This window comes from Streptomyces sp. SKN60 (genome assembly GCF_026236535.1).
Lineage (GTDB): Bacteria > Actinomycetota > Actinomycetes > Streptomycetales > Streptomycetaceae > Streptomyces.
The window spans coordinates 313,581-334,082 of record NZ_JAHTMW010000006.1 but is presented as its reverse complement, the minus strand read 5'-3'; the positions used below and the strand labels follow the sequence as shown (position 1 = coordinate 334,082).

20 protein-coding genes, 1 tRNA gene, 1 pseudogene and 1 riboswitch are annotated in these 20,502 nt (G+C 73.9%); of the genes and pseudogenes, 10 read left to right on the top strand and 12 right to left on the bottom strand.

Features of this window, described 5'->3' with window-relative positions:
* The first annotated feature begins 12 nt into the window (after nucleotides 1-12).
* From KV205_RS13105 to KV205_RS13090, 4 genes are all read left to right on the top strand, one after another.
* Nucleotides 13-888 carry a hypothetical protein gene (locus tag KV205_RS13105; protein ID WP_265864399.1) on the top strand — a complete coding sequence of 292 codons (876 nt, stop codon included), beginning with the start codon at nucleotides 13-15 and terminating at the stop codon, nucleotides 886-888.
* A 130-nt stretch (nucleotides 889-1,018) separates the two neighbouring features.
* Nucleotides 1,019-1,822: a hypothetical protein gene (locus KV205_RS13100; protein ID WP_265864397.1), complete on the top strand. Its 804-nt coding sequence runs from the start codon at nucleotides 1,019-1,021 to the stop codon at nucleotides 1,820-1,822.
* Between the two features lie 204 nt (nucleotides 1,823-2,026).
* Nucleotides 2,027-2,089: transfer RNA gene (locus KV205_RS13095), tRNA-Ser, on the top strand.
* 109 nt (nucleotides 2,090-2,198) lie between these two features.
* The gene (locus tag KV205_RS13090; RefSeq protein WP_265864396.1) at nucleotides 2,199-3,854 is read left to right on the top strand and encodes a TROVE domain-containing protein; all 1,656 of its coding nucleotides are present in this window, start codon (nucleotides 2,199-2,201) and stop codon (nucleotides 3,852-3,854) included.
* A gap of 31 nt (nucleotides 3,855-3,885) precedes the next feature.
* On the opposite strand, the gene KV205_RS13085 is transcribed toward KV205_RS13090, so the two are convergent.
* Both KV205_RS13085 and thpR read right to left on the bottom strand, forming a co-directional pair.
* The gene (locus tag KV205_RS13085) at nucleotides 3,886-4,980 is read right to left on the bottom strand and encodes a chemotaxis protein (protein WP_265864395.1); all 1,095 of its coding nucleotides are present in this window, start codon (nucleotides 4,978-4,980) and stop codon (nucleotides 3,886-3,888) included.
* A 242-nt stretch (nucleotides 4,981-5,222) separates the two neighbouring features.
* Nucleotides 5,223-5,843: an RNA 2',3'-cyclic phosphodiesterase gene (thpR, locus tag KV205_RS13080; RefSeq protein WP_274710400.1), complete on the bottom strand. Its 621-nt coding sequence runs from the start codon at nucleotides 5,841-5,843 to the stop codon at nucleotides 5,223-5,225.
* Between the two features lie 101 nt (nucleotides 5,844-5,944).
* Here thpR and KV205_RS13075 point away from each other — a divergent pair, with 101 nt between their 5' ends.
* The gene (locus tag KV205_RS13075) at nucleotides 5,945-6,859 is read left to right on the top strand and encodes a Rieske (2Fe-2S) protein (protein ID WP_265864394.1); all 915 of its coding nucleotides are present in this window, start codon (nucleotides 5,945-5,947) and stop codon (nucleotides 6,857-6,859) included.
* Nucleotides 6,860-6,947: 88 nt separating this feature from the next.
* Complete coding sequence (locus tag KV205_RS13070) at nucleotides 6,948-7,382, top strand: ester cyclase (protein WP_265864393.1); 435 nt, start codon at nucleotides 6,948-6,950, stop codon at nucleotides 7,380-7,382.
* 204 nt (nucleotides 7,383-7,586) lie between these two features.
* On the opposite strand, the pseudogene KV205_RS36530 reads toward KV205_RS13070, so the two are convergent.
* Nucleotides 7,587-7,631: pseudogene (locus tag KV205_RS36530) on the bottom strand (hypothetical protein); the annotation flags it as partial.
* 94 nt (nucleotides 7,632-7,725) lie between these two features.
* On the opposite strand from KV205_RS36530, the gene KV205_RS13065 reads away from it, so the two are divergent.
* From KV205_RS13065 to KV205_RS13055, 3 genes are all read left to right on the top strand, one after another.
* Nucleotides 7,726-8,562: an undecaprenyl-diphosphate phosphatase gene (locus tag KV205_RS13065; RefSeq protein WP_265864392.1), complete on the top strand. Its 837-nt coding sequence runs from the start codon at nucleotides 7,726-7,728 to the stop codon at nucleotides 8,560-8,562.
* Nucleotides 8,563-8,726: 164 nt separating this feature from the next.
* The gene (locus tag KV205_RS13060) at nucleotides 8,727-9,479 is read left to right on the top strand and encodes a D-Ala-D-Ala carboxypeptidase family metallohydrolase (RefSeq protein ID WP_265864391.1); all 753 of its coding nucleotides are present in this window, start codon (nucleotides 8,727-8,729) and stop codon (nucleotides 9,477-9,479) included.
* A 121-nt stretch (nucleotides 9,480-9,600) separates the two neighbouring features.
* A complete protein-coding gene (locus KV205_RS13055) occupies nucleotides 9,601-10,098 on the top strand; it encodes a GyrI-like domain-containing protein (protein WP_265864390.1) in 498 nt (165 codons plus the stop codon).
* Here KV205_RS13055 and KV205_RS13050 read toward each other — a convergent pair.
* From KV205_RS13050 to KV205_RS13015, 8 genes are all read right to left on the bottom strand, one after another.
* On the bottom strand, nucleotides 10,076-10,915 hold the full coding sequence (locus KV205_RS13050; protein ID WP_265864389.1) for an ABC transporter ATP-binding protein: 840 nt from the start codon (nucleotides 10,913-10,915) through the stop codon (nucleotides 10,076-10,078). The genes KV205_RS13055 and KV205_RS13050 overlap by 23 nt on opposite strands.
* Nucleotides 10,912-11,949, bottom strand: coding sequence for an iron ABC transporter permease (locus KV205_RS13045; RefSeq protein WP_265864388.1), 1,038 nt, complete (start codon nucleotides 11,947-11,949; stop codon nucleotides 10,912-10,914). The genes KV205_RS13050 and KV205_RS13045 overlap by 4 nt, the downstream gene beginning before the upstream one ends.
* Nucleotides 11,946-13,019, bottom strand: coding sequence for an ABC transporter substrate-binding protein (locus KV205_RS13040; protein ID WP_265864387.1), 1,074 nt, complete (start codon nucleotides 13,017-13,019; stop codon nucleotides 11,946-11,948). Before KV205_RS13040 ends, KV205_RS13045 begins: the two co-directional genes overlap by 4 nt.
* 89 nt (nucleotides 13,020-13,108) lie before the next feature.
* Nucleotides 13,109-13,242, bottom strand: a riboswitch (cobalamin riboswitch).
* A gap of 77 nt (nucleotides 13,243-13,319) precedes the next feature.
* Nucleotides 13,320-13,949: a hypothetical protein gene (locus KV205_RS13035; RefSeq protein ID WP_265864386.1), complete on the bottom strand. Its 630-nt coding sequence runs from the start codon at nucleotides 13,947-13,949 to the stop codon at nucleotides 13,320-13,322.
* A gap of 12 nt (nucleotides 13,950-13,961) precedes the next feature.
* On the bottom strand, nucleotides 13,962-14,879 hold the full coding sequence (gene htpX, locus KV205_RS13030) for a zinc metalloprotease HtpX (RefSeq protein WP_265864385.1): 918 nt from the start codon (nucleotides 14,877-14,879) through the stop codon (nucleotides 13,962-13,964).
* Between the two features lie 221 nt (nucleotides 14,880-15,100).
* Nucleotides 15,101-16,126, bottom strand: a complete 1,026-nt coding sequence (locus KV205_RS13025) for a hypothetical protein (protein WP_265864384.1) — start codon at nucleotides 16,124-16,126, stop codon at nucleotides 15,101-15,103.
* Nucleotides 16,123-17,403 (bottom strand): MFS transporter, encoded by a 1,281-nt coding sequence (locus tag KV205_RS13020; protein WP_265864383.1) that lies wholly within the window; start codon nucleotides 17,401-17,403, stop codon nucleotides 16,123-16,125. The genes KV205_RS13025 and KV205_RS13020 overlap by 4 nt, the downstream gene beginning before the upstream one ends.
* 98 nt (nucleotides 17,404-17,501) lie before the next feature.
* Nucleotides 17,502-18,920, bottom strand: a complete 1,419-nt coding sequence (locus KV205_RS13015) for a DNRLRE domain-containing protein (protein ID WP_265864382.1) — start codon at nucleotides 18,918-18,920, stop codon at nucleotides 17,502-17,504.
* A 205-nt stretch (nucleotides 18,921-19,125) separates the two neighbouring features.
* Here KV205_RS13015 and KV205_RS13010 point away from each other — a divergent pair, with 205 nt between their 5' ends.
* Nucleotides 19,126-19,776 (top strand): class I SAM-dependent methyltransferase, encoded by a 651-nt coding sequence (locus tag KV205_RS13010; protein WP_265864381.1) that lies wholly within the window; start codon nucleotides 19,126-19,128, stop codon nucleotides 19,774-19,776.
* An 8-nt stretch (nucleotides 19,777-19,784) separates the two neighbouring features.
* Here KV205_RS13010 and KV205_RS13005 read toward each other — a convergent pair whose 3' ends face one another.
* Complete coding sequence (locus tag KV205_RS13005) at nucleotides 19,785-20,192, bottom strand: hypothetical protein (RefSeq protein WP_265864379.1); 408 nt, start codon at nucleotides 20,190-20,192, stop codon at nucleotides 19,785-19,787.
* Nucleotides 20,193-20,502: the final 310 nt, after the last annotated feature.

Genomic DNA, 20,502 nt, shown 5'->3' with positions numbered 1-20,502 from the left:
CATCCCTCCTCCGTGTCGCCGCTGCTCGGGGCCCGTACGGGCCCGAAGCCCTCCGGGGTCTCCTCCATCATCCCGGCGGGGCATCCATCGCGCGACGCGTACGGCGCCGCCGGGACCGGCCCGGCGGCGCAGAGTGGGGTCGTGGACGTCGAGCTGATCACCCAGGAGCTGTACGGGCTGCGGCCCGCCGAGTTCGCTGCGGCGCGGGACGCGTATGTCGCCGAGGCGCGCCGCCGCAAGGACCCGGAGACGGCGAAGGCCCTCGCGGCGCTGCGCCGGCCGGTGCTCGCGGCGTGGGCCGCGAACCTGCTCGCCCGGGAGCGGCCGGAGGAGGCGGAACGGTTCCTCGCCCTGGGGGAGACCCTCCGGGTGGCCCACCGCATGCTGGACGGCGAGCGTCTCCGCGAGGCCGCCCGCAAGCAGCACCAGCTCGTCGCCACCCTCGCCCGCACGGCCGCCGACCTCGCCGCCGAGGCCGGCCAGCCGGTCAGCGACACGGTCCTCCGCGAACTCGAACAGACCCTCCACGGCGTCCTCGCCCGCCCCGACGTCGCCCGGGAATGGGCCCGCGGCCGCCTGGTCAAGGTCCCCGAAGCCGCCGTCGACTTCACCGCCGTCGCCCCCGACGAGGGCGCCCTGCCTGTCCCGGAACGGAAGCGGGAAGCGGAGCGCGAGGCGAAGCGACAGGCGGAGCAGGAAGCGGAGCGGGAGGCCGCGCGTGAAGCGGCTCGCGAAGCCGCCCGGGAGGCCCGAGTCGCCGCCGCGGCGCGGGTCGAGCAGACGGAGGCGGAGGTCCGCCGCCTGGAGCAGGCCCTGAAGTCGGCCCGCCAGGCGGCCGAATCGGCGGCGGAGGAGCTGGCCCGGCTCCCGGCCGCCGACGAGGAGTAGCGGCCGGAAGCGACGTCCAGGTCGGCGACGAGGGAGGCGACCCACACGAGTTGGCGTCCCCCGTCCACAAGCACAGGGCGCGCGCGATAGGTTCACCTCGCCTTCACAAACGGAATGCCAGCGAGGAACCATGAGCCAGCAGTACCCCGGGCCGCACCAGCCTCCCCACCCCTCCCAGCAGCCCGGCCCGTGGGGCCCGCCGCCCCCGAAGAAGAAACTGTCCACGGGCGCGATCATCGGCCTGTCGATCGGCGGTGTGTTCGCCTTCCTGGTGGTCCTCGGCGCCGTGGTGGGCGATCCGAAGCAGGACGACGGAAAGCCGGCCGCCAAGGAGGTGACGGCGAGTCCGACCGCCACCAGCGCCCCCGCGCCCACGACCCTGCCCGCCACCACCACGGCACCGGCCACCCCCGCCGCCCCCACCGCCTCCGCCACGCCGAGCAGGAAGCCGGAGACCGGAAAGCTGCCCAGCTTCGTCGGCAAGGGGCTCCAGTTCGCCCAGGACGAGGCCCAGTCCCTCGGCTTCTACGGGCTCCGCTCGCACGACGCCCTCGGCCGGGACCGCCTCCAGGTCCTCGACCGCAACTGGAAGGTCTGCTCCCAGACCCCCGCCCCCGGCACCCACCCCACCGACGTCGTCATCGACTTCGGCACGGTCAAGCTGGAGGAGACCTGCCCCGAGAAGGACGTGGCCGCGCAGCCCGAGACCGAAGCGGGCGGCACCATGCCGGACTTCAAGGGCAAGTCGGTGAACGTGGCCCGCGCCGCGCTCCCCGACAACGCGAGCATCACCGTGACGGACGCCGCCCAGGACCGGATGGTCCTCATGGAGTCCAACTGGAAGGTGTGCACGCAGACTCCGGCGGCCGGAACGAAGATCGACGGCAGGCCGATCACCTTCAAGGCCGTGAAGTTCGAGGAGTCCTGCCCGTAGGAGCGGGGGGAGGGGGGAGACGCGCGGGCGCGCGGGTCCGGTGGGCGCCGCCGCCGCGAATATTGGGTGGCGTCAATTTCCTTACGGACTACGGTGGGAACCACAGCACCTCCCGGTGCGCAGGTCAGCGGCTACTTCTTTCCGAGAAATCTCGCCGTGGACCGCTTTCGATCTCGGGAGGCGCACAGCGCCGGGGTGCCCGGTGCGCAGGCGGGGGATACTTCCACTGTTAATGGAGAGACGCGGGTTCGAATCCCGTCCGACGCTTCGGGCGTCGGTAGCTCAGCGGCCCAGAGCACTACGTTCCCCCACCGATCCGATCTCGGGCACCCCGGCGCTGCCGTCGCCTTCCCTCCCATCCGCGAGGGGATTCCCCATGGCCCGCTTCAACGCGCGCGGCACCCGTCCGTCCGCCGTCTCGCCCGTGACCACCACGGGAGAGCGCACCCGGACGCACGAGGGTGCGGGCGCGCACCTCCGCGACGCGAAGAGCGAGTTGTTCCTGCTGGCCGTCGCCAACACCGTCGGCACCGACACCTTCTACGAGAAGGCCGGCGCCCGCGACGACCGGTACACCGCCCTGATCCGCCGGCTCGCCGTCGAGGACCCGGCCTGGACCGCCGGCCTGCTGCGCTGGCTGCGCGGCGAGGGCAACATGCGGACCGCCTCGCTCGTCGGCGCCGCCGAGTTCGTCAAGGCACGCCTCGACGCGGGCTGCCCGACCTCGATCGACCCCAACGGCACTGACAACACCGGCAGTTGGTCGAACCGTACCGTCGTCGCCTCCGTCCTGCGCCGCGCCGACGAGCCCGGCGAGCTGCTCGGCTACTGGACCGCCCGGTACGGCCGGGCGCTGCCCAAGCCGGTGAAGCGCGGAGTCGCGGACGCCGTCCGCCGCCTCTACGACGAGCGCTCGCTGCTCAAGTACGACACGGAGTCGCGGAGTTACCGCTTCGGCGACGTCCTGGAGCTGGTGCACGCCGCGTCCGACCCGGCCAAGCCGTGGCAGGGCGAGCTGTTCCGGCACGCCCTCGACCGCCGCCACGGCCGCGGCGACACCGTCCCCGAGCCCCTGGCGACCCTGGCCCTGCGCGCCCGCCTCATGGCGCTCCCGGTCGCCGACCGGCGCGCCGTCCTCGGCGACCCCGACGGCCGCGCCGAGCTCGCCCGTGCGGGCATGACCTGGGAGGCCCTGGCCGGCTGGCTGCCGGGCCCGATGGACGCCGCCGCCTGGGAGGCGGTCATCCCGTCCATGGGCCTGATGGCCCTCGTCCGCAACCTCCGGAACTTCGACAAGGCGGGCGTCTCCGACGCCGTCGCCGAGCGGATCGCGGCCCGCCTCGCCGACCCCGACGAGGTCCGCGCCTCCCGCATGTTCCCGTTCCGGTTCTGGGCGGCGTACAAGGCGGCGCCCTCGCTGCGCTGGGGCCACGCCCTGGAGAAGGCACTCGGGCACTCCCTCGCGCACGTGCCCGTGCTCACCGGCCGGACGCTGATCCTCGTCGACCGGAGCCCCAGCATGTTCCCCGGCTACGGCTACTCGACGCCCAACAGCTCGGACATCAGCCTCGCCGAGCAGGCCGCCGTCTTCGGCGCCGCGCTCGCGGTGCGCGCCGAGCGGCCCACGCTCGTGGAGTTCGGGCAGCAGGCGCGGAAGGTGGACGTCCGGCGCGGAGACAGCGTGCTGCGGCTGGTCGAGCGGTTCGGGCAGATCGGCGGCACGGACATCCCGTCGGCGGTCCGGCGGTTCTACGCCCGCCACGACCGGGTCGTCATCGTCACCGACGAGCAGACCCGGCCCGGCTGGCTGCCGTCCAACTGCCACGGCTACGGCGGCATGCCCGAGACCCCGGTCGACGACCTGATCCCGAAGGACGTACCGGTCTACATGTGGAACATGGCCGGCTACCGCGAGGCCGCCATGCCCTCCGGCGGTGCCAACCGGCACGCCCTGGGCGGCCTCACCGACGCCGCCTTCCGCATGATCCCGCTCCTCGACGCGGGCCGCGACGCCCGCTGGCCCTGGGAGTAGCGGACCGGGCGGGCGCCGCGCAGGAACGGTCTCAGTAGCGCAGGGCGCCGGCGATGTGGCCGGCGCCCGCCAGCAGTTCGTCCGGTACGAAGCGCACCTCGGCGCCCGTTTCGAGGGCCTGCTCGACGATCTCGTCGACCATGTCGTCGCGGGTGTCCGCCGTCGCGGCCTCGGCCGGTTCGAGGTGCCCGCCCTCGTCCCGTACCACCGTCTGGTAGTGCTCCTCGACGGCCAGCAGCCGGATGCGGCCGTCCTTCACGGCCTGCCACACCTCGTCGATGCCGCCGGCGAACTCGCGCCGGCCGCGCGCGGTGTCCAGCTCGGCGACGATCGTCGCCGTCGCGGCCGCCTCGCGGGCGGTGCGCAGCGGTTCGACGGCCTCGTGGACGGCGGCGGCCGGGCCCGCCGCGAGCCCGCCGCGCTCGATCGTGAAGGTGTCGCGCGACAGCGGTCCGATCTCGGACAACGCGGCGAGCGCGGCCGACGAGCCGATCACGTACAGCGGACGCGGCTCGGACGCGAGGACCGTCCGCAGCTGCTCGTACGCCTCCCGCAGGAACCGCAGGGTCGTCTCGTCCCGGAAGGTGCTGGGGACGTCCCCGATCTGCTCCTCGCGCTCCACGTCCGGGTTCTCCATGCTGAGCGTCAGCGGGAAGCCGTCGGCCGTGTGCTCCTCGGTGTGCTCGGGGTTGCCGTTCCACAGCGACACCCGGTCGGCGGCCACGGCGAGCGCCCAGTAGGGCTGCTCGGCGGCGTGCGCGGCCACCAGGTTGCGGGTGAGGAAGGTGTCGGCCAGGACCACCCGCTCGGGCACGGTGCGCGCCACCGACCACACATGGTGCTCGCCCTCGGCCACGAAGATCACCAGACCGTCCTCCGCATGGCGCAGGTCGACCTCGGACACCGCCCGGCGCAGCCGGTCGACCAGCTCCATCCGCCGCTCGCGCGAGATCCTCGGGTCGTCCTGCACCGCCTGCTCCGCCTCGGCCAGGAGATTGCGCAGCCGCACCGGGTCCTGGGCGTTGTCCGGCTCCCGGCGATGCGTCGGCATCAGGAGCGACACGGCGGGGTACGGGCGCGGCTGCCGCAGCTTCGCGAGCACGTCCGGGGTGAGCACGGGGTCCATGGCATGGCCTTCCTGACGCTGTGCGGCGGCGGGGCGGGCGGGTCCTGGTCACGCGGCCGGTTCCGCGCACGGAACGCGGCCACCTCCGTCGCCCCGGTCGGGCGCCCGGCCGGTCCGGCGGGCCACCCGGCACGTGGGCGCGACAAGGGCCCACGGAAGACCATCCTGGCTCGAAGCGTGCTGTTCCGCGACTCGTCGCTCACCCCGCGCACACCACACCCGGGCCCTGCTCCGGCCCCGGGTCAGCGGCCCTCGAACGCCCAGGACTCGATGTCGCGGTAGCGGATCGGCCCCGGCCCGCGGCCGAAGTTGCTGCCGACCAGATGCAGCCGGGCGGCCGGCCAGCGGCGGCCGGTGAACCCGGCGAGCGCGGCCGCCGTCCCGGTCACCGGCCCGGTGTCGCCGCGCCGGGCGCGCGCCAGGGTCAGATGCGGGTTGAGCGGCCGGTCCTCGAACGGGATCCCGCACTCCTTGACCACCGCCCGCACCTCGGCCGCCAGCAGCCGCAGCCCCTCGACGTCGCCGTCGACACCGCTCCACAGCACCCGCTCGTCGAAGTGCCCGCCGCCGCTCAGCCCCAGTTCGAGCGGCGGACGGACCGCGGCGAGCCCGGCGAGCGGCGCCCGCAGCGGCGGCACGGCGCCGACCGGCAGCTCGCCGAGGAAGGCCAGGGTGATGTGCCAGTCCTCGATGCGGTTCCAGCGCAGGGACGGGTACGTGTCCCGGGCGGGGCGCAGCTCCCGCGCCAGCTCGTCCTTCGCGTCGTCGGGCGGGGCGAGGGCGATGAACACGCGGGTGGTCGCGACGCCGGTCACGTCCGGGGTCACGGAGCTGGTCGCGTCCGTGGTCACGTCGAGGGGCAGATCACTCACGCCGCCCTTCGTACCCCATTCGGGGGTGTCCGGTCACCTTCGAACGCCCCGGCCGCGCGTTTCGGCGGGCGCGGGCGGGTTACCCGCCGGGCATGACGATCTTCCAGGGTCTCCCGTGGTCCGGTCCGCCCCCGGTCCGCGGGCCCGGCCCCGCGCTGAGGGCGATGGACCGGCTGGCGGCCTCCGCACGGGCCGACGGCGTGATCGACGCGATACGGGACACGGTGCGCCGGCTGCCGCTCGGCGCGGCCCGCGACGTACTCCACGGACGCCCGCTCGGGCACCCCGCGCACCCGCTGCTCGTCCAGCTGCCGATCGGCGCGTGGCTGTCCGCCGCCCTGCTCGACCTGTCGCCGTACGGGCGGCGGGCGGCCCGGCTCCTCGTCGGCGCCGGGCTCGCGACCGCGGGACCGGCGGCCGTGGCGGGCTGGGTCGACTGGGCGGAACTGCGGCGCCCGCAGCAGCGCGTCGGACTCGCGCACGCCGCCGCCAACATCACCGGAGTGCTCTGTTACGCGGTCTCCCTGCGCCAGCGCTGCCTCGGCCGGTACGGGCGGGGCCGGCTCTGGGGCTTCTGCGGCCTGGCCGCGATCGGGACGGGCGGTGCGATCGGCGGGCATCTGGCCTACCGCATGGCCGCCGGAGCCGACCACGCCGAACCCGTCACCGCCCTCGTTCCGCCCGGCTGGCACCCGGTCGAGGAGCTGCCCGACCTCCCGGAGGGCAGGCCGCTGAGCGGACGCGTGGGCGAGGTGCCCGTGGTCGTCGTGCCGACGGCGGCCGGTGACGGGGCGGGGTTCGCGGTGCTCGCCGGCCGGTGCTGCCATCAGGACGGGCCGCTGGCGGAGGGCGAGGTCGTGGACGGTTGCCTGGTGTGCCCCTGGCACGGCAGCACCTTCCGGCTCGCCGACGGCTGGAACGTGACCGGCCCGGCCACGGCGCCGCAGCCCGTCTTCGACACGCGGCTCGTCGACGGGCGGCTCGAAGCCCGGCTCCGCACCCCGTGATGTCACAGTCCCGGCGGCTGTGTCGTCGTATCGCCGGAACCGCAACACCGTCCAGCAGGACGACGTGCGCGCACAGAGGAGACCTCGCATGCCGGCAGCCGAGAACACCCGCCACACCGAGACGCTCGCCCGCTTCCACGCCGCCGTGAACAGCGGCGACCTCGACGTCATCGGCAGGGCGATCGACGAATTCGTCGCGCCCGACGTCGACTTCGTCGCCCCGGTGCCGATGGGGGCGTCGGGGCCCGAGGCCCTGAAGCGGGTGTGGGCAGGGCTGATCACCGCGTTTCCCGACATCCACGTCGCCCTGGAGGACACGGTCGTGGAGGGCGACAAGGTGGCCGCCCGCAACACGGTGACCGGCACGCACCTGGGTACGTACCAGGGCCTCGCGCCCACCGGGAAGAGCGTCCGCTACGGCGAGATGTTCATCCTCCGCTTCGAGGAGGGCCGGATCGCCGAGCTGCGGGGAGTCGTGGACGTCCTCACGATGCTCCGCCAGCTCGGCGCCGGCCCGGCCTGAGAGGGCGGCCGGGCCCGGTTCCTCCCAGGCGGTGCAGATCGAGGGTGGCCTCGGTCGCCGCGAGGAGGGCGGCGGCCGGTACGGCGAGGGCGGCGGCCGGGCCGCGGCGGCCGGGCGTCGAGGACCGAGCGCATACGGCGGGCGGCGAAGCCGGCGTCGTTCGTGACGGGCGCGTAGTGCGTAGGGCCGGCCGCGCGGGGAGTGGCGGAGCATCTCCTTGGCGTGCATCCGGGTCAGGATGGTGACCACGGTGCTGTACGTCAGCTCGCCGTCGAGCCGCTCGACCACCTCGCCGGGCGTCAACGCGTCCCCCTCCCTGCCCCCTCACTCAGACAGGAGCCCGATGAGCGCCATCAGCCTCGGTCAGGCCACCGTTCTCGGCATCGTCGAGGGCATCACCGAATTCCTGCCCATCTCCTCCACCGGGCATCTGAAGATCACCGAGGGGCTGATGGGCATCCCGGTCGACGACCCGGCGGTGGTGGGCTTCTCCGCGGTGATCCAGGTCGGCGCGATCGCCGCCGTCCTCGTCTACTTCTTCAAGGACATCGTCCGCATCGTCACCGCCTGGGTGCGCGGCCTCAGGGACAAGGAGGAGCGCTACCACCACGACTACAAGTTCGCCTGGTGGATCATCTTCGCGACCGTCCCGATCGTGGTCGTGGGCCTGGCGGCCAAGCCGCTGATCGACGGCCCGCTCGCCTCCCTGTGGGTGGTCGCCGCCTCGCTCATCGTCGGCAGCGGCGTGATGTGGGCGGCGGACCGGATGGGCCGGCACAAGCGCGGCGAGGACGACACCGACCTCAAGGACGCGATGCTGGTGGGCGGTTCGCAGATCCTCGCCCTGCTCTTCCCCGGCTTCTCGCGCTCGGGCGCGACGATGTCCACCGCCCTGATGCTGGACCTCGACCGGGTCGCCGCGACCCGCCTCTCCTTCTTCCTCGGCATCCCCGCCCTCACCGGCGCCGGCGTCTACGAGCTCAAGGACGCGGTCGGCACCGGCGCGGCCACCGGCCCGCTGATCGTCGGCACGGCCGTCTCCTTCGTGGTGGCGTACGCGTCGATCGCCTGGCTGCTGAAGTACGTCGCCCAGCACTCCTTCAACGCCTTCGTGATCTACCGCCTGGTCGTCGGCGTCCTCCTCCTCGGCCTCCTGACCACGGGCGTCCTGTCCGCCTGAGCCGGCGGCGCCCCCAAGGTTTCACCGGTCCGACAAATGGCGGCAACGACGCGTGGTTGACGCGCGTCGACCGCGTCGGCCAGCCTCGGGGGCGGCCCGGATGCGCAGCTCGATCGCGCGGGTCGGTTCAGGCTCGTTCAGGCTCCCTCGGTGATGGAGGTCCGATGCCCAGATCCACCGCTCAGTCCCGCCCCGTACGCCTGTTGCTCTCCTTTGTCATGCTCCTGTCGTCCGTCGTGCTCGGGGTCCTCGCGACCGCCGGCCCCGCCCAGGCCGACGCCTGCTACACCTGGTCCCGCACCCTCTCCCAGGGCGCGAGCGGCGCCGATGTGACCGCCCTGCAGATCCGGGTCGCCGGGTACCCCGGCTACGGCGGGGTCCTGGCCATCGACGGCTCCTACGGCCCCGCCACCGCCGCGGCCGTCAAGCGCTTCCAGTCCGCGTACGGCCTGGCCGCCGACGGGGTCGCCGGGCCCGCGACCTTCAGCAAGATCTACGCCCTGCAGGACGACGACTGCACCCCCGCGCACTTCTCGTACGCCGAGCTCAACACCTGCAACACCACCTGGGCCGGCGGCGCGGTGAGCGCGGCCACGGCCAAGTCGAACGCCCTGCGCACCATGTGGAAGCTGGAGGCCCTCCGGCACGCCCTGGGCGACGCGCCGATCCGCGTGACGAGCGGCTTCCGCAGCACGGCCTGCAACGCGGCCGTCGGCGGCGCCAGCACCAGCCGTCACCTCTACGGCGACGCCGCCGACCTCGGCGCGGGCTCGCACTCCCTGTGCACCCTCGCCCAGCAGGCCCGCAACCACGGCTTCAACGGCATCCTGGGCCCGGGCTACCCCGACCACAACGACCACACCCACGTCGACCACCGCCCCAGCCGCTACTGGTCGGCCCCGAACTGCGGCATCTGACGCCCCACCCCGTCCATGGCCCCGACACATGGCCCCGGCCCCGCCCGCGCGGCGGGCCGGGGCCCCGGTGATCCGGTCGGTACCTTCCCCCTGGTCCTTCCACCACGCCGATCGGAGCGCCATGACCAACGACGCCACCACCCCCGGACCCGACCCCGAGACCCGGCCGCGCCTCGTCGACCCCGAACCCGTCACGACGGCCGTCGTCCGCGGGACCGTGGCACCCGCCGAGCTGCGCGGGTTCTTCGACGGGGCGTTCGGGGCGCTCGGGCGGGTGCTGCACGAGCAGGAGATCGCCCCGGAGAGCGCCGCGTTCGGGCTCTACCGGGGAGCGACGGGGGAGAAGCTGGACCTGGAGGTGGGCTTCGCCGTCGGCCGGGAGGTACGGGGCGAGGACGGGGTGGTCCCCGGCCGGCTGCCCGGCGGGCGGGTCGCCCGGGTGACGCACCGGGGCGGGTTCGACGGGCTCGGCGCGGCCTGGGAGTCGCTCGCGGGCTGGATCCGGGAGCAGGGACTGCGGCCCGGCGAGCTGCGCTGGGAGGTCTACGTGACGCGCCCGACGCCCGACATGGACCCGCGGGACCTGCGTACCGAACTCAACTGGACGCTCGCGGACTGACGACGGGCGCGACCGCCGCGACCGGCGCCACGGGCCCCAGGAAGCGGATGTGCGGGCGCCCGTCCGGGTCCGGGCGGGACACGGCGGCGCGGACGCCGTACACGTCGGCGATCAGCTCCTCCGTCAGGACCTCCGCCGGCGGGCCGCTCGCCACCACCCGCCCCGCCCGCAGCACCACCAGATGGTCGCAGTACATCGCCGCCAGGTTGAGGTCGTGCAGCGCGATCACGCTCGTGAGGCCGAGCCCGGTGAGCAGCGCGAGCAGCTCCAACTGGTGCTGGATGTCCAGGTGGTTGGTGGGTTCGTCGAGGAGCAGCTCGCGCGGCTCCTGGGCGAGCGCCCGGGCGATCTGGACGCGCTGGCGCTCGCCGCCCGACAGGGTGCGCCACGCCCGGTCCGCCCGGTCGCCGAGCCCGGTGCGGGCCAGCGCCGCCCGTACCGCCGCCTCGTCGCCCGCCGAGGCCGGCGCCCACGCCCGGCGGTGCGGGACGCGCCCGAGCCGTACGACGTCCGACACCGTCAGATCGACCTGGGTGTCGGCGTGCTGCTCGACGGTGGCGAGCCGGCGGGCGACCGTCCGGCGCGGCAGCCCGGACAGCGGGTCGCCGTCGAGCGTCACCACCCCGGCGTCCGGCGCCAGCACCCCCGCGAGGATGCGCAGCAGCGTCGACTTCCCCGAACCGTTCGGCCCGAGCAGCCCGGTGACCTCCCCGGGGCGCGGCGCCAGGCTCACGCCGTCGAGCAGCAGCGCACCGCCGGCCGTCCGGGTCACCCGCTCGGCCCGCAGCCCCTCCACCGCCACCGGAACCCCCGTCATCGGGCCGTGCCCCTCGCCCGGTAGAGGACGAGGACGAACGCCGGCACACCCACCAGCGAGGTCACCACACCCACCGGCACCTCCTGCGGATCGAGCACGGTACGGGCCAGGGTGTCCGCCCACACCAGGAACACCGCGCCGGCGAGCGCGGTCAGCGGCAGCAGCCGCGAGTGCCCGGGACCGGCGAGCATCCGCACCGCGTGCGGCAGGACCAGGCCGACGAAGCCGATCGCCCCCGCCGACGCGACCAGCGCGGCCGTCAGGAGCGCCGTCACGCACAGCAGCACCACCCGGGTCCGGGCCACCGACACCCCGAGCGAGGCCGCCGCGTCCTCGCCGAACGCGAAGGCGTCCAGGGTCCGCGCGTACCCGCCGCAGATCAGCAGCGCCGCGGCGAGCACGGTCCCGCACACCGCGACGTCCGTCCACCCCGCCCCGGTCAGCGAGCCGAGCAGCCAGAACAGCACGCCCCGCGTCGTCTCGGCGTCCGCCGCCGTCATCACGACGAACGACGTCAGCGCCGAGAACAGCTGCATCGCCGCCACCCCGGCGAGCACCACCCGGTCCGTCGACCCGCCCAGGACATGGCTGAGGAACAGGACGAGCGCGAAGGAGCACACCGCCCCCACGAACGCGCCACCGGTCACCGACACCGCGCCCCCGCCCACCCCGAGGACGACGACCGCGACCGCGCCGGTCGAGGCGCCCGACGACACCCCGAGGACGAACGGATCGGCGAGCGGATTGCGCAGCAGCGACTGCATCACCGCGCCGCAGACCGCGAGCCCCGCGCCGCACACGGCGGCGAGGAGCGTACGGGGCAGCCGCAGGTTCCACACGATCCCGTCCCGGATCGGGCTCAGCACCGCCGTGTCCCCTGTGGCCCCCAGGTCCCCTGCGCCCATATGGGTGAGGACGACCGACCACACGTCGGCCACGGAGATGTCCGCCGGGCCGATCGTGATCGCGACGGCCACCGACCCGCACAGCAGCGCCAGTCCGCCCGCCCCCGAGAGGGCGGCGACCCGGCTCACTTGGCGAGCCCGTACGACCGCAGGGCGGCCGCGACCTTCTCGACGCCCTCGACGGTCCGGACGGTCGGGTTCATCGCCTGGCCGCTGAGGATGACGTACCGCTTCCCCTTCACCGCCGTCATGTTCCTCGTGACCGGATGCGACTCCAGGAACTCGATCTTCTTCGCGGCGCTCTCCGCCGACTGCGCCTGGCGCGTCAGATCGGCGATCACCAGCACGTCGGGATCGCGGTCGGCGACCGTCTCCCAATTGATCTGCGGCCACTCCTCCTTGGTGTCGTCGAAGACGTTCCGCACCCCGAGGGTGGTGCTGACGATCCCGGGCGCACCGCAGCACCCCGCCATGTACGGACCCTGGGAGTCCGAGAACCAGTAGAGGACGGACGCGCCCTTGAAGTCCGCGCCCGCGCGGGCCTTCGCGACCCGCGCCCTCAGCTCGCCGATCAGCTTCTCGCCGCGCTCCGGCACGCCGAACACCCGTGCCAGATCACGTACTTCGCCGTACACCGTCTCCATCGTCAGCGGGCGCGTCCGCACGCCGTCGCCGTCCCCGCTGTTGTCCTTGTCGACGCAGTCGGTGGGGGAGAGGTACGTGGGAACGCCGAGCTGGGTGAAGCGCTCGCGCGGCGCCACGCCGCCCTTGCCGAGGGTGTAGAGGAAGGAGGCGCTGACGAAGTCCGGATCGGTGTCGAGCACCTTCTCGAAGGAGGGGTAGCGGTCGGCGAGCCGGGGCACGGACGCGTTCGCCTTCTCCAGGCCCTTCAGGACCGGGTCCGTCCAGGTCGCCGTGCCCACCATCCGGTCGGCGAGGCCGAGGGACAGCAGAATCTCGGCCGAACCCTGGTCGAGCGCCACGGCCCGGCGCGGCGGCGCGGTGACCGTGACCCGCTGCCCGCAGTTCTCCAGGGTGATCGGATAGCCGCCCTTCGCAGCCCCCTGCACGGAGGACTTGGCGGGCCCGGACGGATCGGAGCCGGCCGGGCCGCCGGTGCCGCAGCCGGCGACGAGCAACGCCCCGGTCACGAAGAGCACGGCGGAACGAAGGGCACGGGCGGGGTGTGCGAAGGGCACGCGGGAATCCTCTGCGTCCACGGCTCATACGCGGAGCCTGTCGTACGGTCCTTCCCGGACGACGTCGGTACCGTGCCGGGGCCGCCAGCAGGTCTTCGGACTCGGGGTCACCCGGACGGGACGCCTTCCCGGGTGCGTACGTCGTACGACCTGCCCAGTGGCCGATGCCCCGCCCGTCACCCTCACCGCTGCGCGTCAGCTCCGGATTCCCACCGGATTCCCTGACCCGTGCACGTGACGGCCGCTCACGCGGCGTACGCGCAGAGGTACGACTGGCCACGGCAAACTACCACAGGGCGATCATGGTGCCTGGGGCCGGTCCGCCCCGCCGAGCCCCGGCGCGCCCCAGACCGGGAACCAGCGCTCCATGTCCGGCTCCAGGGCCAGGTCGCCCGCGAGCAGCGACCTGACCTGCAGCTCCAGCGCGTTGTCGCGGGTCTCGGCGCGATCGGCGCGCGGCGCGAAGGGATAGAACGTACCGCGCTTGTAGAGATAGACGAGGGCGAGCTCCCGCGCCCCCCGTCCGTCGGCCCCCGGCGCGTGGAACCCGGTCAGCGAGCAGAGCAGGTTCGGCCCGAAGCCCGCCTCCTCCAGAAGCGAGTTGACCGCGTGCAGGTCGTTGACCAGCGTGATCAGATCCTCGGCGGGGCGGCGGACGGTGAGCCATGTGTAGCCGTACGCGTCCGAGGCGTACGTCACCGGGCCGGTGGCGGTGTCGGCCGCGTCGGTGTCGAGCAGCTCCCGTACCTCCTCCTTCAGACGTGCGAAGGTCCCGCCCTCCACCGCCGCGAAACACACCGACCCCGCACCCGTCGGCACGAAGCCGGTGCCCGCCTGGAGGGTGAGGGCCGCCGCCGGGAGCCCGAAGAGCCGATCGAGATCCGGCCGCACCGGCCGGCTGCGCCCGAGGATGCTGTCGAGGAGTCCCACCGCCGACCCGCCTCACGCCTCGCCGAGCTGCGCAGAGATCCGTGCCAGCTGCTCGAGCCGCTGCTCCAGGGTGGGGTGGCTGGAGAGCAGCCGGCTCAGGCTCTCCTTCGAGGAGAACGCGGGCGCGAACCAGAAGGCGTTGTACGGCTCCGCCTTGCGCAGGTCCTTCGTCGGGATCCGCGCCATCTCGCCGCTCACCTTGGTGAGCGCGGAGGCCAGCGCCGACGGCCGGCCGGTGAGCAGCGCGGCGGCCCGGTCGGCGGCCAGCTCGCGGTAGCGGGACAGCACCCGGGTGAGCAGGAAGCTGACCACGTACACGACGGCACTGACCACGGGCACCAGGATCACGGCGGCGCCCAGGGTGCTGTCCCGGCTGCGGCCCAGGCCGCTGTAGAGCGCGACCCGGGTCATCATCCCGGCCAGGACCCCGAGGAAGGACGCGATCGTCATCACCGCGACGTCCCGGTGCGCCACGTGCGACATCTCGTGCGCGAGCACCCCCTCCAGCTCCTCCGGCTCGAGCCGCCGCAGCAGGCCCGTGGTCACGCAGACCAGGGCGGTCTTCTCGCCGCGCCCGGTGGCGAACGCGTTCGGCACGTCGCTCTCGGCGATCGCCACCTTCGGCTTCGGCATGTCGGCGAGCGCGCAGATCCGGTCCACCGTGCCGTGCAGCTCCGGCGCCTGCTCACGGGTCACCTCGCGCGCGCCCATCCCGAGCGCGGCGATCTTGTCGCTGAACCAGAACTGCCCGATGAACAGCACGCCCGTGATCAGCAGGATGACCGGCCAGGACCCGCGCAGCAGGACGAGGAGGACGCCGACGAAGACCACATAGAGGAGTCCGATCAGGAACATCGTCGTCGCCATGCGCGTCGCGAGCCCCCGGTCCGGGGCGTAGCGCGAGCGGGACGAGGACCGTGTGCCAGCCATCCGCGCACCCTCTTCCCGGAGCGGGCGGCACCGGCCGTGCCCCGGCCGGGCCCTGCCTACCGCCCCCTCCTGCCAGTGTGCCTCGTCGGTTCCGCGATTTCGGCATTTCGCTTTCGCCATACCGCAGACGGGGCGGCCCGGTCCGCGCTACCGTGGTGGTGGGCCCGGCCTCGCACCTCCCCCGTGTGCGACGGCCGGGCCCACCTGCGTCCTCAGCGTCCTCAGCGTCCTCGGCCCGCCGCCGGAAGGACCGCGGGCGAGGCGGCTCCCGGGACCAGGACGCGCGGGCGGCCGGTGCCGTCGGCGGGCACGGTCCAGACGTCGTCGGTGCCGTCGGCGCGCTGGAGGGCGTACGCGACGGTGGCGTCGTCGATCCAGGCCGCCTGGTCGTCCACGCTCCGGGTCTCGGCCAGTTCGGTGCGGCGCAGGGTGGCGAGGTCGAGGACGGACAGGCGCCAGCCCTTGGCCGGATCGGCGCCGACGGCCTGCTTGAAGGCGATCCGCCGGCCGTCGGGCGACAGCGACGGACACTCGACGTTGTCCGCGAGGGTGCGCAGGGTGCGGGCCGCGATGTCGCCCTCCACCAGGGAGCGCCGGCCGGCGCTGGCGACGGTCGCGTAGAAGCGGTTGTCGTCGGCGGCGAAGGTGACGCCCCAGACGTTGATGTCCGCCGCCCGGTGGCGGCGCCCGTCCCGGAAGACCGCGAACTCCTCCAGGGACGGGATGACGTGGCCGGTGCGCGTGTCGAGGATGCCGGTCCTGGTCGAGAAGCCGCCGCCCGCGTACGAGTCGCCGCCCACGAACAGCGTCCAGGCGACCATGCGGCCGTCGGCCGAGACCCTGGTCCGGTTGGGCAGACCGGTGAGCGGGACGGTGCGCCGGGTCCGCTGCCGCTCGTCGAGGACGAGCAGCCGGGGGCCGCTGAGCGCGCCGGCGGGCGTCAGGCAGGCGGTGGTGCCGCCCGCCGTGTGGACCCGGTCGCAGCGGGTCGTGGTGACCGTGCGCGGCCCGGACGGGTCGGCGAGGGAGACGGTGGAGAGCAGACCGTTGCTGAGGACGCGGAGCCGGTCGCCGGGCCGCCCGGCGGCACCGGCGGGCTGTGGGCGGGCGCTGTCGGCGGCTCCGGCAGGGGCGTCGGCCGCCGCATTCTGCCGGCCGACCACCACGGCGATCGCGGCCAGGGACGCGAGGAGCACGGCGGCGAGCGCGGTGACGAGGATCTTCGTCCGCTGCGTGGGGGCGGTCATGAGGGGGAACCCTTCTGGTCGTCCGTGGAGCGCGGTGACGAGGAGCGGAGCAGGAACGCGGTGGCCACCCCCACGCCCACGACGGCGACCGCCGCCCAGCGGCTCGCCGCCGCGCCGCCCCACTCCTGCCACGCGAGGCCGAACAGGACGGACGAGGCGAGGTACGCCAGGGCCTGGCCGCTCTGGACGAGCGCGATGCCGGTGGTCCGCAGCCGTTCCGGGAGGACCGGGCCGGCGAGCGCCAACAGGACGCCCTCCGTGGCCGCGTAGAACAGCCCGTAGAGGAAGAGGACGGTGCCGAGGAGCACCGGGCCGTCCAGGGGGCCGTGCAGCAGCAGATAGACCGCGGCGAGCACGCCGTACCCGCCGAGCATCACCGGCAGCCGTCCGATCCGGTCGGCCAGCGCGCCGATCGGGGCGGCGAGCAGGAGGTACGACAGGCTGGTGCCGACGGCGAGCAGCGGGAACCAGCCGATGGACAGCGACTCGCGCCGCTGGAGCAGCAGATACACGAAGCCGTCGCCGACCGTGGCGAGCCCGAGGAGACAGGCGGCGCACACCAGACGGCGGACCGGAGCGGTCCGCAGCAGCCGGCCGACGGCGCGCGGCGAGACGGTGCCCGACGGCGGGCGGGCCTCGCGGTGGTCGCGTACGAAGAGGAAGAGGATCAGCAGGCCGAGCGCCGCCACGCAGAAGCTGGTGACGAAGACCGCGTCGAAGGACTGGCCGGCCGCGGTGAGCACGGCAAGGGCCACGAGCGGGCCGGCGAAGGCGCCGACGCTGTCCATGGCGCGGTGCACCCCGAACGCCCGGCCGAGCGAGGCCTCCGGCGCGGACAGGGTGATGAGCGCGTCGCGGGGCGCGGTGCGCAGCCCCTTGCCCGCCCGGTCGGCGGCCACGACGAGGCCGATCGACGCCAGCGAGCCGCCCGCGGCGACCAGGCCGAGCTTGGCGAACGCCGACAGGCCGTAGCCCACTCCGGCGACCGCCTTGCGCCGGCGGACCCGGTCGGCGACATAGCCGCCGACCAGCCTGAGCAGGGCGGTGGCCCCGGTGTGGAGCCCGTCGAGGGCGCCGTACGCGGCGGGGCTGAGGTGCAGGCCGAGGACGAGGTACAGCGGCAGGACGGCCGTGACCATCTCGGCGGAGACATCGGTCACGAGGCTGACGGTGCCGAGCGCGAGGACATTGCCCCCGACCGCCTTCCAGCGGCCCCGCCGGGCGGGGTCCTGCGGGTCGGCCGGCAGGTCCTTCCTGCCGATCGTGGAGAGATACACGGGGGTGACGACCTCCGGGGCGTGACGTGGCGGCGTCGGGCGGGCGGGGGTGGCACCGGACGCCGCGCACGGCGGCGTCCGGGCCCGGGTTGGCGGCGTCAGTGGCAGGTGCCGGAGCCGCTGTCGTTGTACGTCTTGCCCGCCTGCGGCACGAACTGCCAGTCGTAGCCGTTGCTGTGCAGGGTGAGCTTCAGGACGCCGAAGGTGTCGTTGTTGCGGGCCTCGCTGTTCGGCTGGATGGTGCCGAAGCCGTAGAGGGAGGCGCCGCCCATGCCGGCGACGAACTGCCGCAGGCCGCGCGCGGTGTCGAGCCGGCCGCTCGGGTTCTGCGGCGCGAAGCGCTCGTACTGGTGGTTGTGGCCGGTCAGGATGACCTCGGCGTTGTAGTCGTACAGCGCCTGGACCAGCGGACCGGTCGCGGGCTCGGGCGCGTGGCTGGAGCTGGAGGTCCAGCGCGGCTTGTGCCAGTAGGCCACGGTGCACGGCTTGTTGGCGGCGGCGAGGTCGGCGCGCAGCCACTTCTCCTGGGCCGAGCCGACGTTCATGGCGACCTCGGAGTTGAGTGACACCACGTGCCAGTCGCCGAGGTCGTAGGAGTAGTAACCCTGGCCCGACGGGCCCGCGTTGGCGCCGAAGTAGTTGTAGTACCCGGTCGCGCCCGAGGTGTTGTACTCGTGGTTGCCCGGCGCCGGCTTCGTGCGCGCCTTGTGGCGGCCCCAGGTGGGCTCGTAGTAGGTGGTGTAGTCGGAGGCGGAGCCGTTGGGGTAGGCGTTGTCGCCGATCGTGAACACGGTGCCGGGGATGCCGTCGAGGAGGTTCGCGGTCGCGGTGTCGCCGGACCCCGAGGTGGCGATGTCGCCGGCGCCGACGAGGACCGGGTCGCCGGACGGCGGCGGGGTGGTGGTGGCGGTGCTGGTCGGCGTCGGGGTGGGCGTGGGCGTGGTGCCCGTCTCGATCACCAACTGCGGGGCGGTGGCGCCGGTTTCGCGCGCGTCGTAGTCCGCGCCGTTGGTGCTCGACGAGGTGACGCCGATGCCGTAGGTGCCGTTGCCCGTGACGTACGAGGTCACGTCGACCTCGTACCAGGTGTTGCGGGCCACCGAGCCGAGCGTGCCGAGCGTGGCGCCGTCGATCGGCGGACGGTTGTTGTAGGTCACGGACGTCTCGGACCACGAGGTGGTGGACATCGCGCGGAACGTGCCGCCGTTGCCGCTCTCCGCGCCCGCCACGTCGTCGACGTGGATCCGCAGCTTCGCGCGGGTGACCGGCTGGGTCAGGCCGGAGACGTCGAAGCGCAGCACCATCTGCTTCACGGGGCTGTTGTCCACCCCGAGTTGCGTCGAGGTGCCGTAGTTCACGGAGGGGTACTGGCTGTCGACGTAGGTGTCCGCGGTCGCGGTGAACGTGGTGCCCGCCGCCGAGGCGGTGGGCGCGAGCGAGGTCAGGGCGGTGGCGGCCAGGGTGCCGGTGGCCAGTACGCCGACGAGGGCCACCGTGGTGGCCTTGCGACTGGGCATGCCGAACCTTTCGGTCGTGGGACGAGGGCGACACGGAAGGTAGGGCTCGCGGCGAGCGGCCCGGTGTTGCGGTGGGGTGGGACGGGTGGCCGTTGGGTGAACCGCCGACTTCGGGGAGTGACGGGATCCGGCCACGGCCCTCGGGGCGGGCGGCGACTCGTCGCGCCCCGCGGCGTTGTCAGTGCCGGGGGTTACGGTCGCGGGCATGGTCGACAACGATGCCCTGAGCGCCACCCGCGAGGCCTATGACGCCGCCGCCCACGAATACGCGGCGCTGTTCCGCGACTCGCTGCGGGACAGTCCGCTGGACCGCGCGATGCTGAGCGCCTTCACCGAGGCGGTCGGGGCCGACGGCGGGCAGGTCGCGGACCTCGGCTGCGGGCCCGGTCATGTCACCGCGCATCTGGCGGAGTCGGGGCTGGCGGCGTTCGGCGTGGACGTCTCGCCCGCGATGATCGAGCTGGCCCGGCAGGCCTGGCCCGGGCTGCGGTTCGAGGTGGGCTCGATGGGCGCCCTCGACCTCGCCGACGGCGCGCTGGCCGGCATCCTGGCGCGGTGGTCCCTCATCCACACGCCCCCGGCGGAAGTCCCCGCCGTCCTGCGGGAGTTCCACCGCGTCCTGGCCCCCGGCGGCCACCTCCTCCTCGGCTTCTCCGCCACCGACGGACCCTCCCGCCCGACCCAGGTCTTCGACCACGCGGTCGCACCCGCCTACCGCTGGTCGCCCGACCACCTCGCCGGGCTGCTCCACGAGACCGGCATGGCCGAGGTCGCCCGCCTCGTACGGGCGCCCCAGCCCACCGACCGGCGCCAGTTCCAGGAGGTCCACCTGCTGGCCCGGAAGAACACGCCCTAGGGCAGGCCCTAGCCGTCCGTGCCGCCGCCCGCGAGGACCCAGGCCTCGCCGGGGCGCCGGGGCCGGCGGCGTACCAGCCGCAGGCGGGGCACCGCCCGCTCGTCGTCCGCCTCGACGAGGACATGGCCGCGGGCGTGCAGCCGGTGGGTGCGGGCGCGGACGCCGTCGCGGCCGGCGCCCAACTCGGCGTCCAGGCGCAGGTCGAGGCGGACCGCGGCCTCGGGGACCGCGCCGCCGTAGATCGGGCCGAGGCGCCGGACGCGCTCCACGAAGGCGGCGGCCTCGCCCGTGAGGCCGGCGGGGAACGCGTTCGGGTCCTGCGGGGGGATGAACCAGGTGTCGTACGCGACACCCGGCGGGTCCAGCTCCTTCAGGCGGTACTCCAGCCCGTCCCGGCCCGGCTCCTGTCGTCCCATCGGGTCCCTCGCTCTCCGTGTCGTGATGCCCACCACGACAATGGCGCGCCGCGGCCCGCGCGCGAGCCCCGACCGGGGGCGCACAGGCGCACAACCCGGCGCCCACAGCGCGCCGCGCTGCTCGCCTGCATTGCTTTCGGCGTCATCCATTGCAACGCGGTGTTGCGTTCGACGGCAACGTCATTGCATCAATTTCCCTGCGCCTGCCTGCGATTGCCTGATTCTGGTGATTGACCGATCCATGAACGCAACGTAGCTTTCTCGATGTTCAAACACGACATGTCGCGAGCCGACCAGCCGAGGAGTGGCC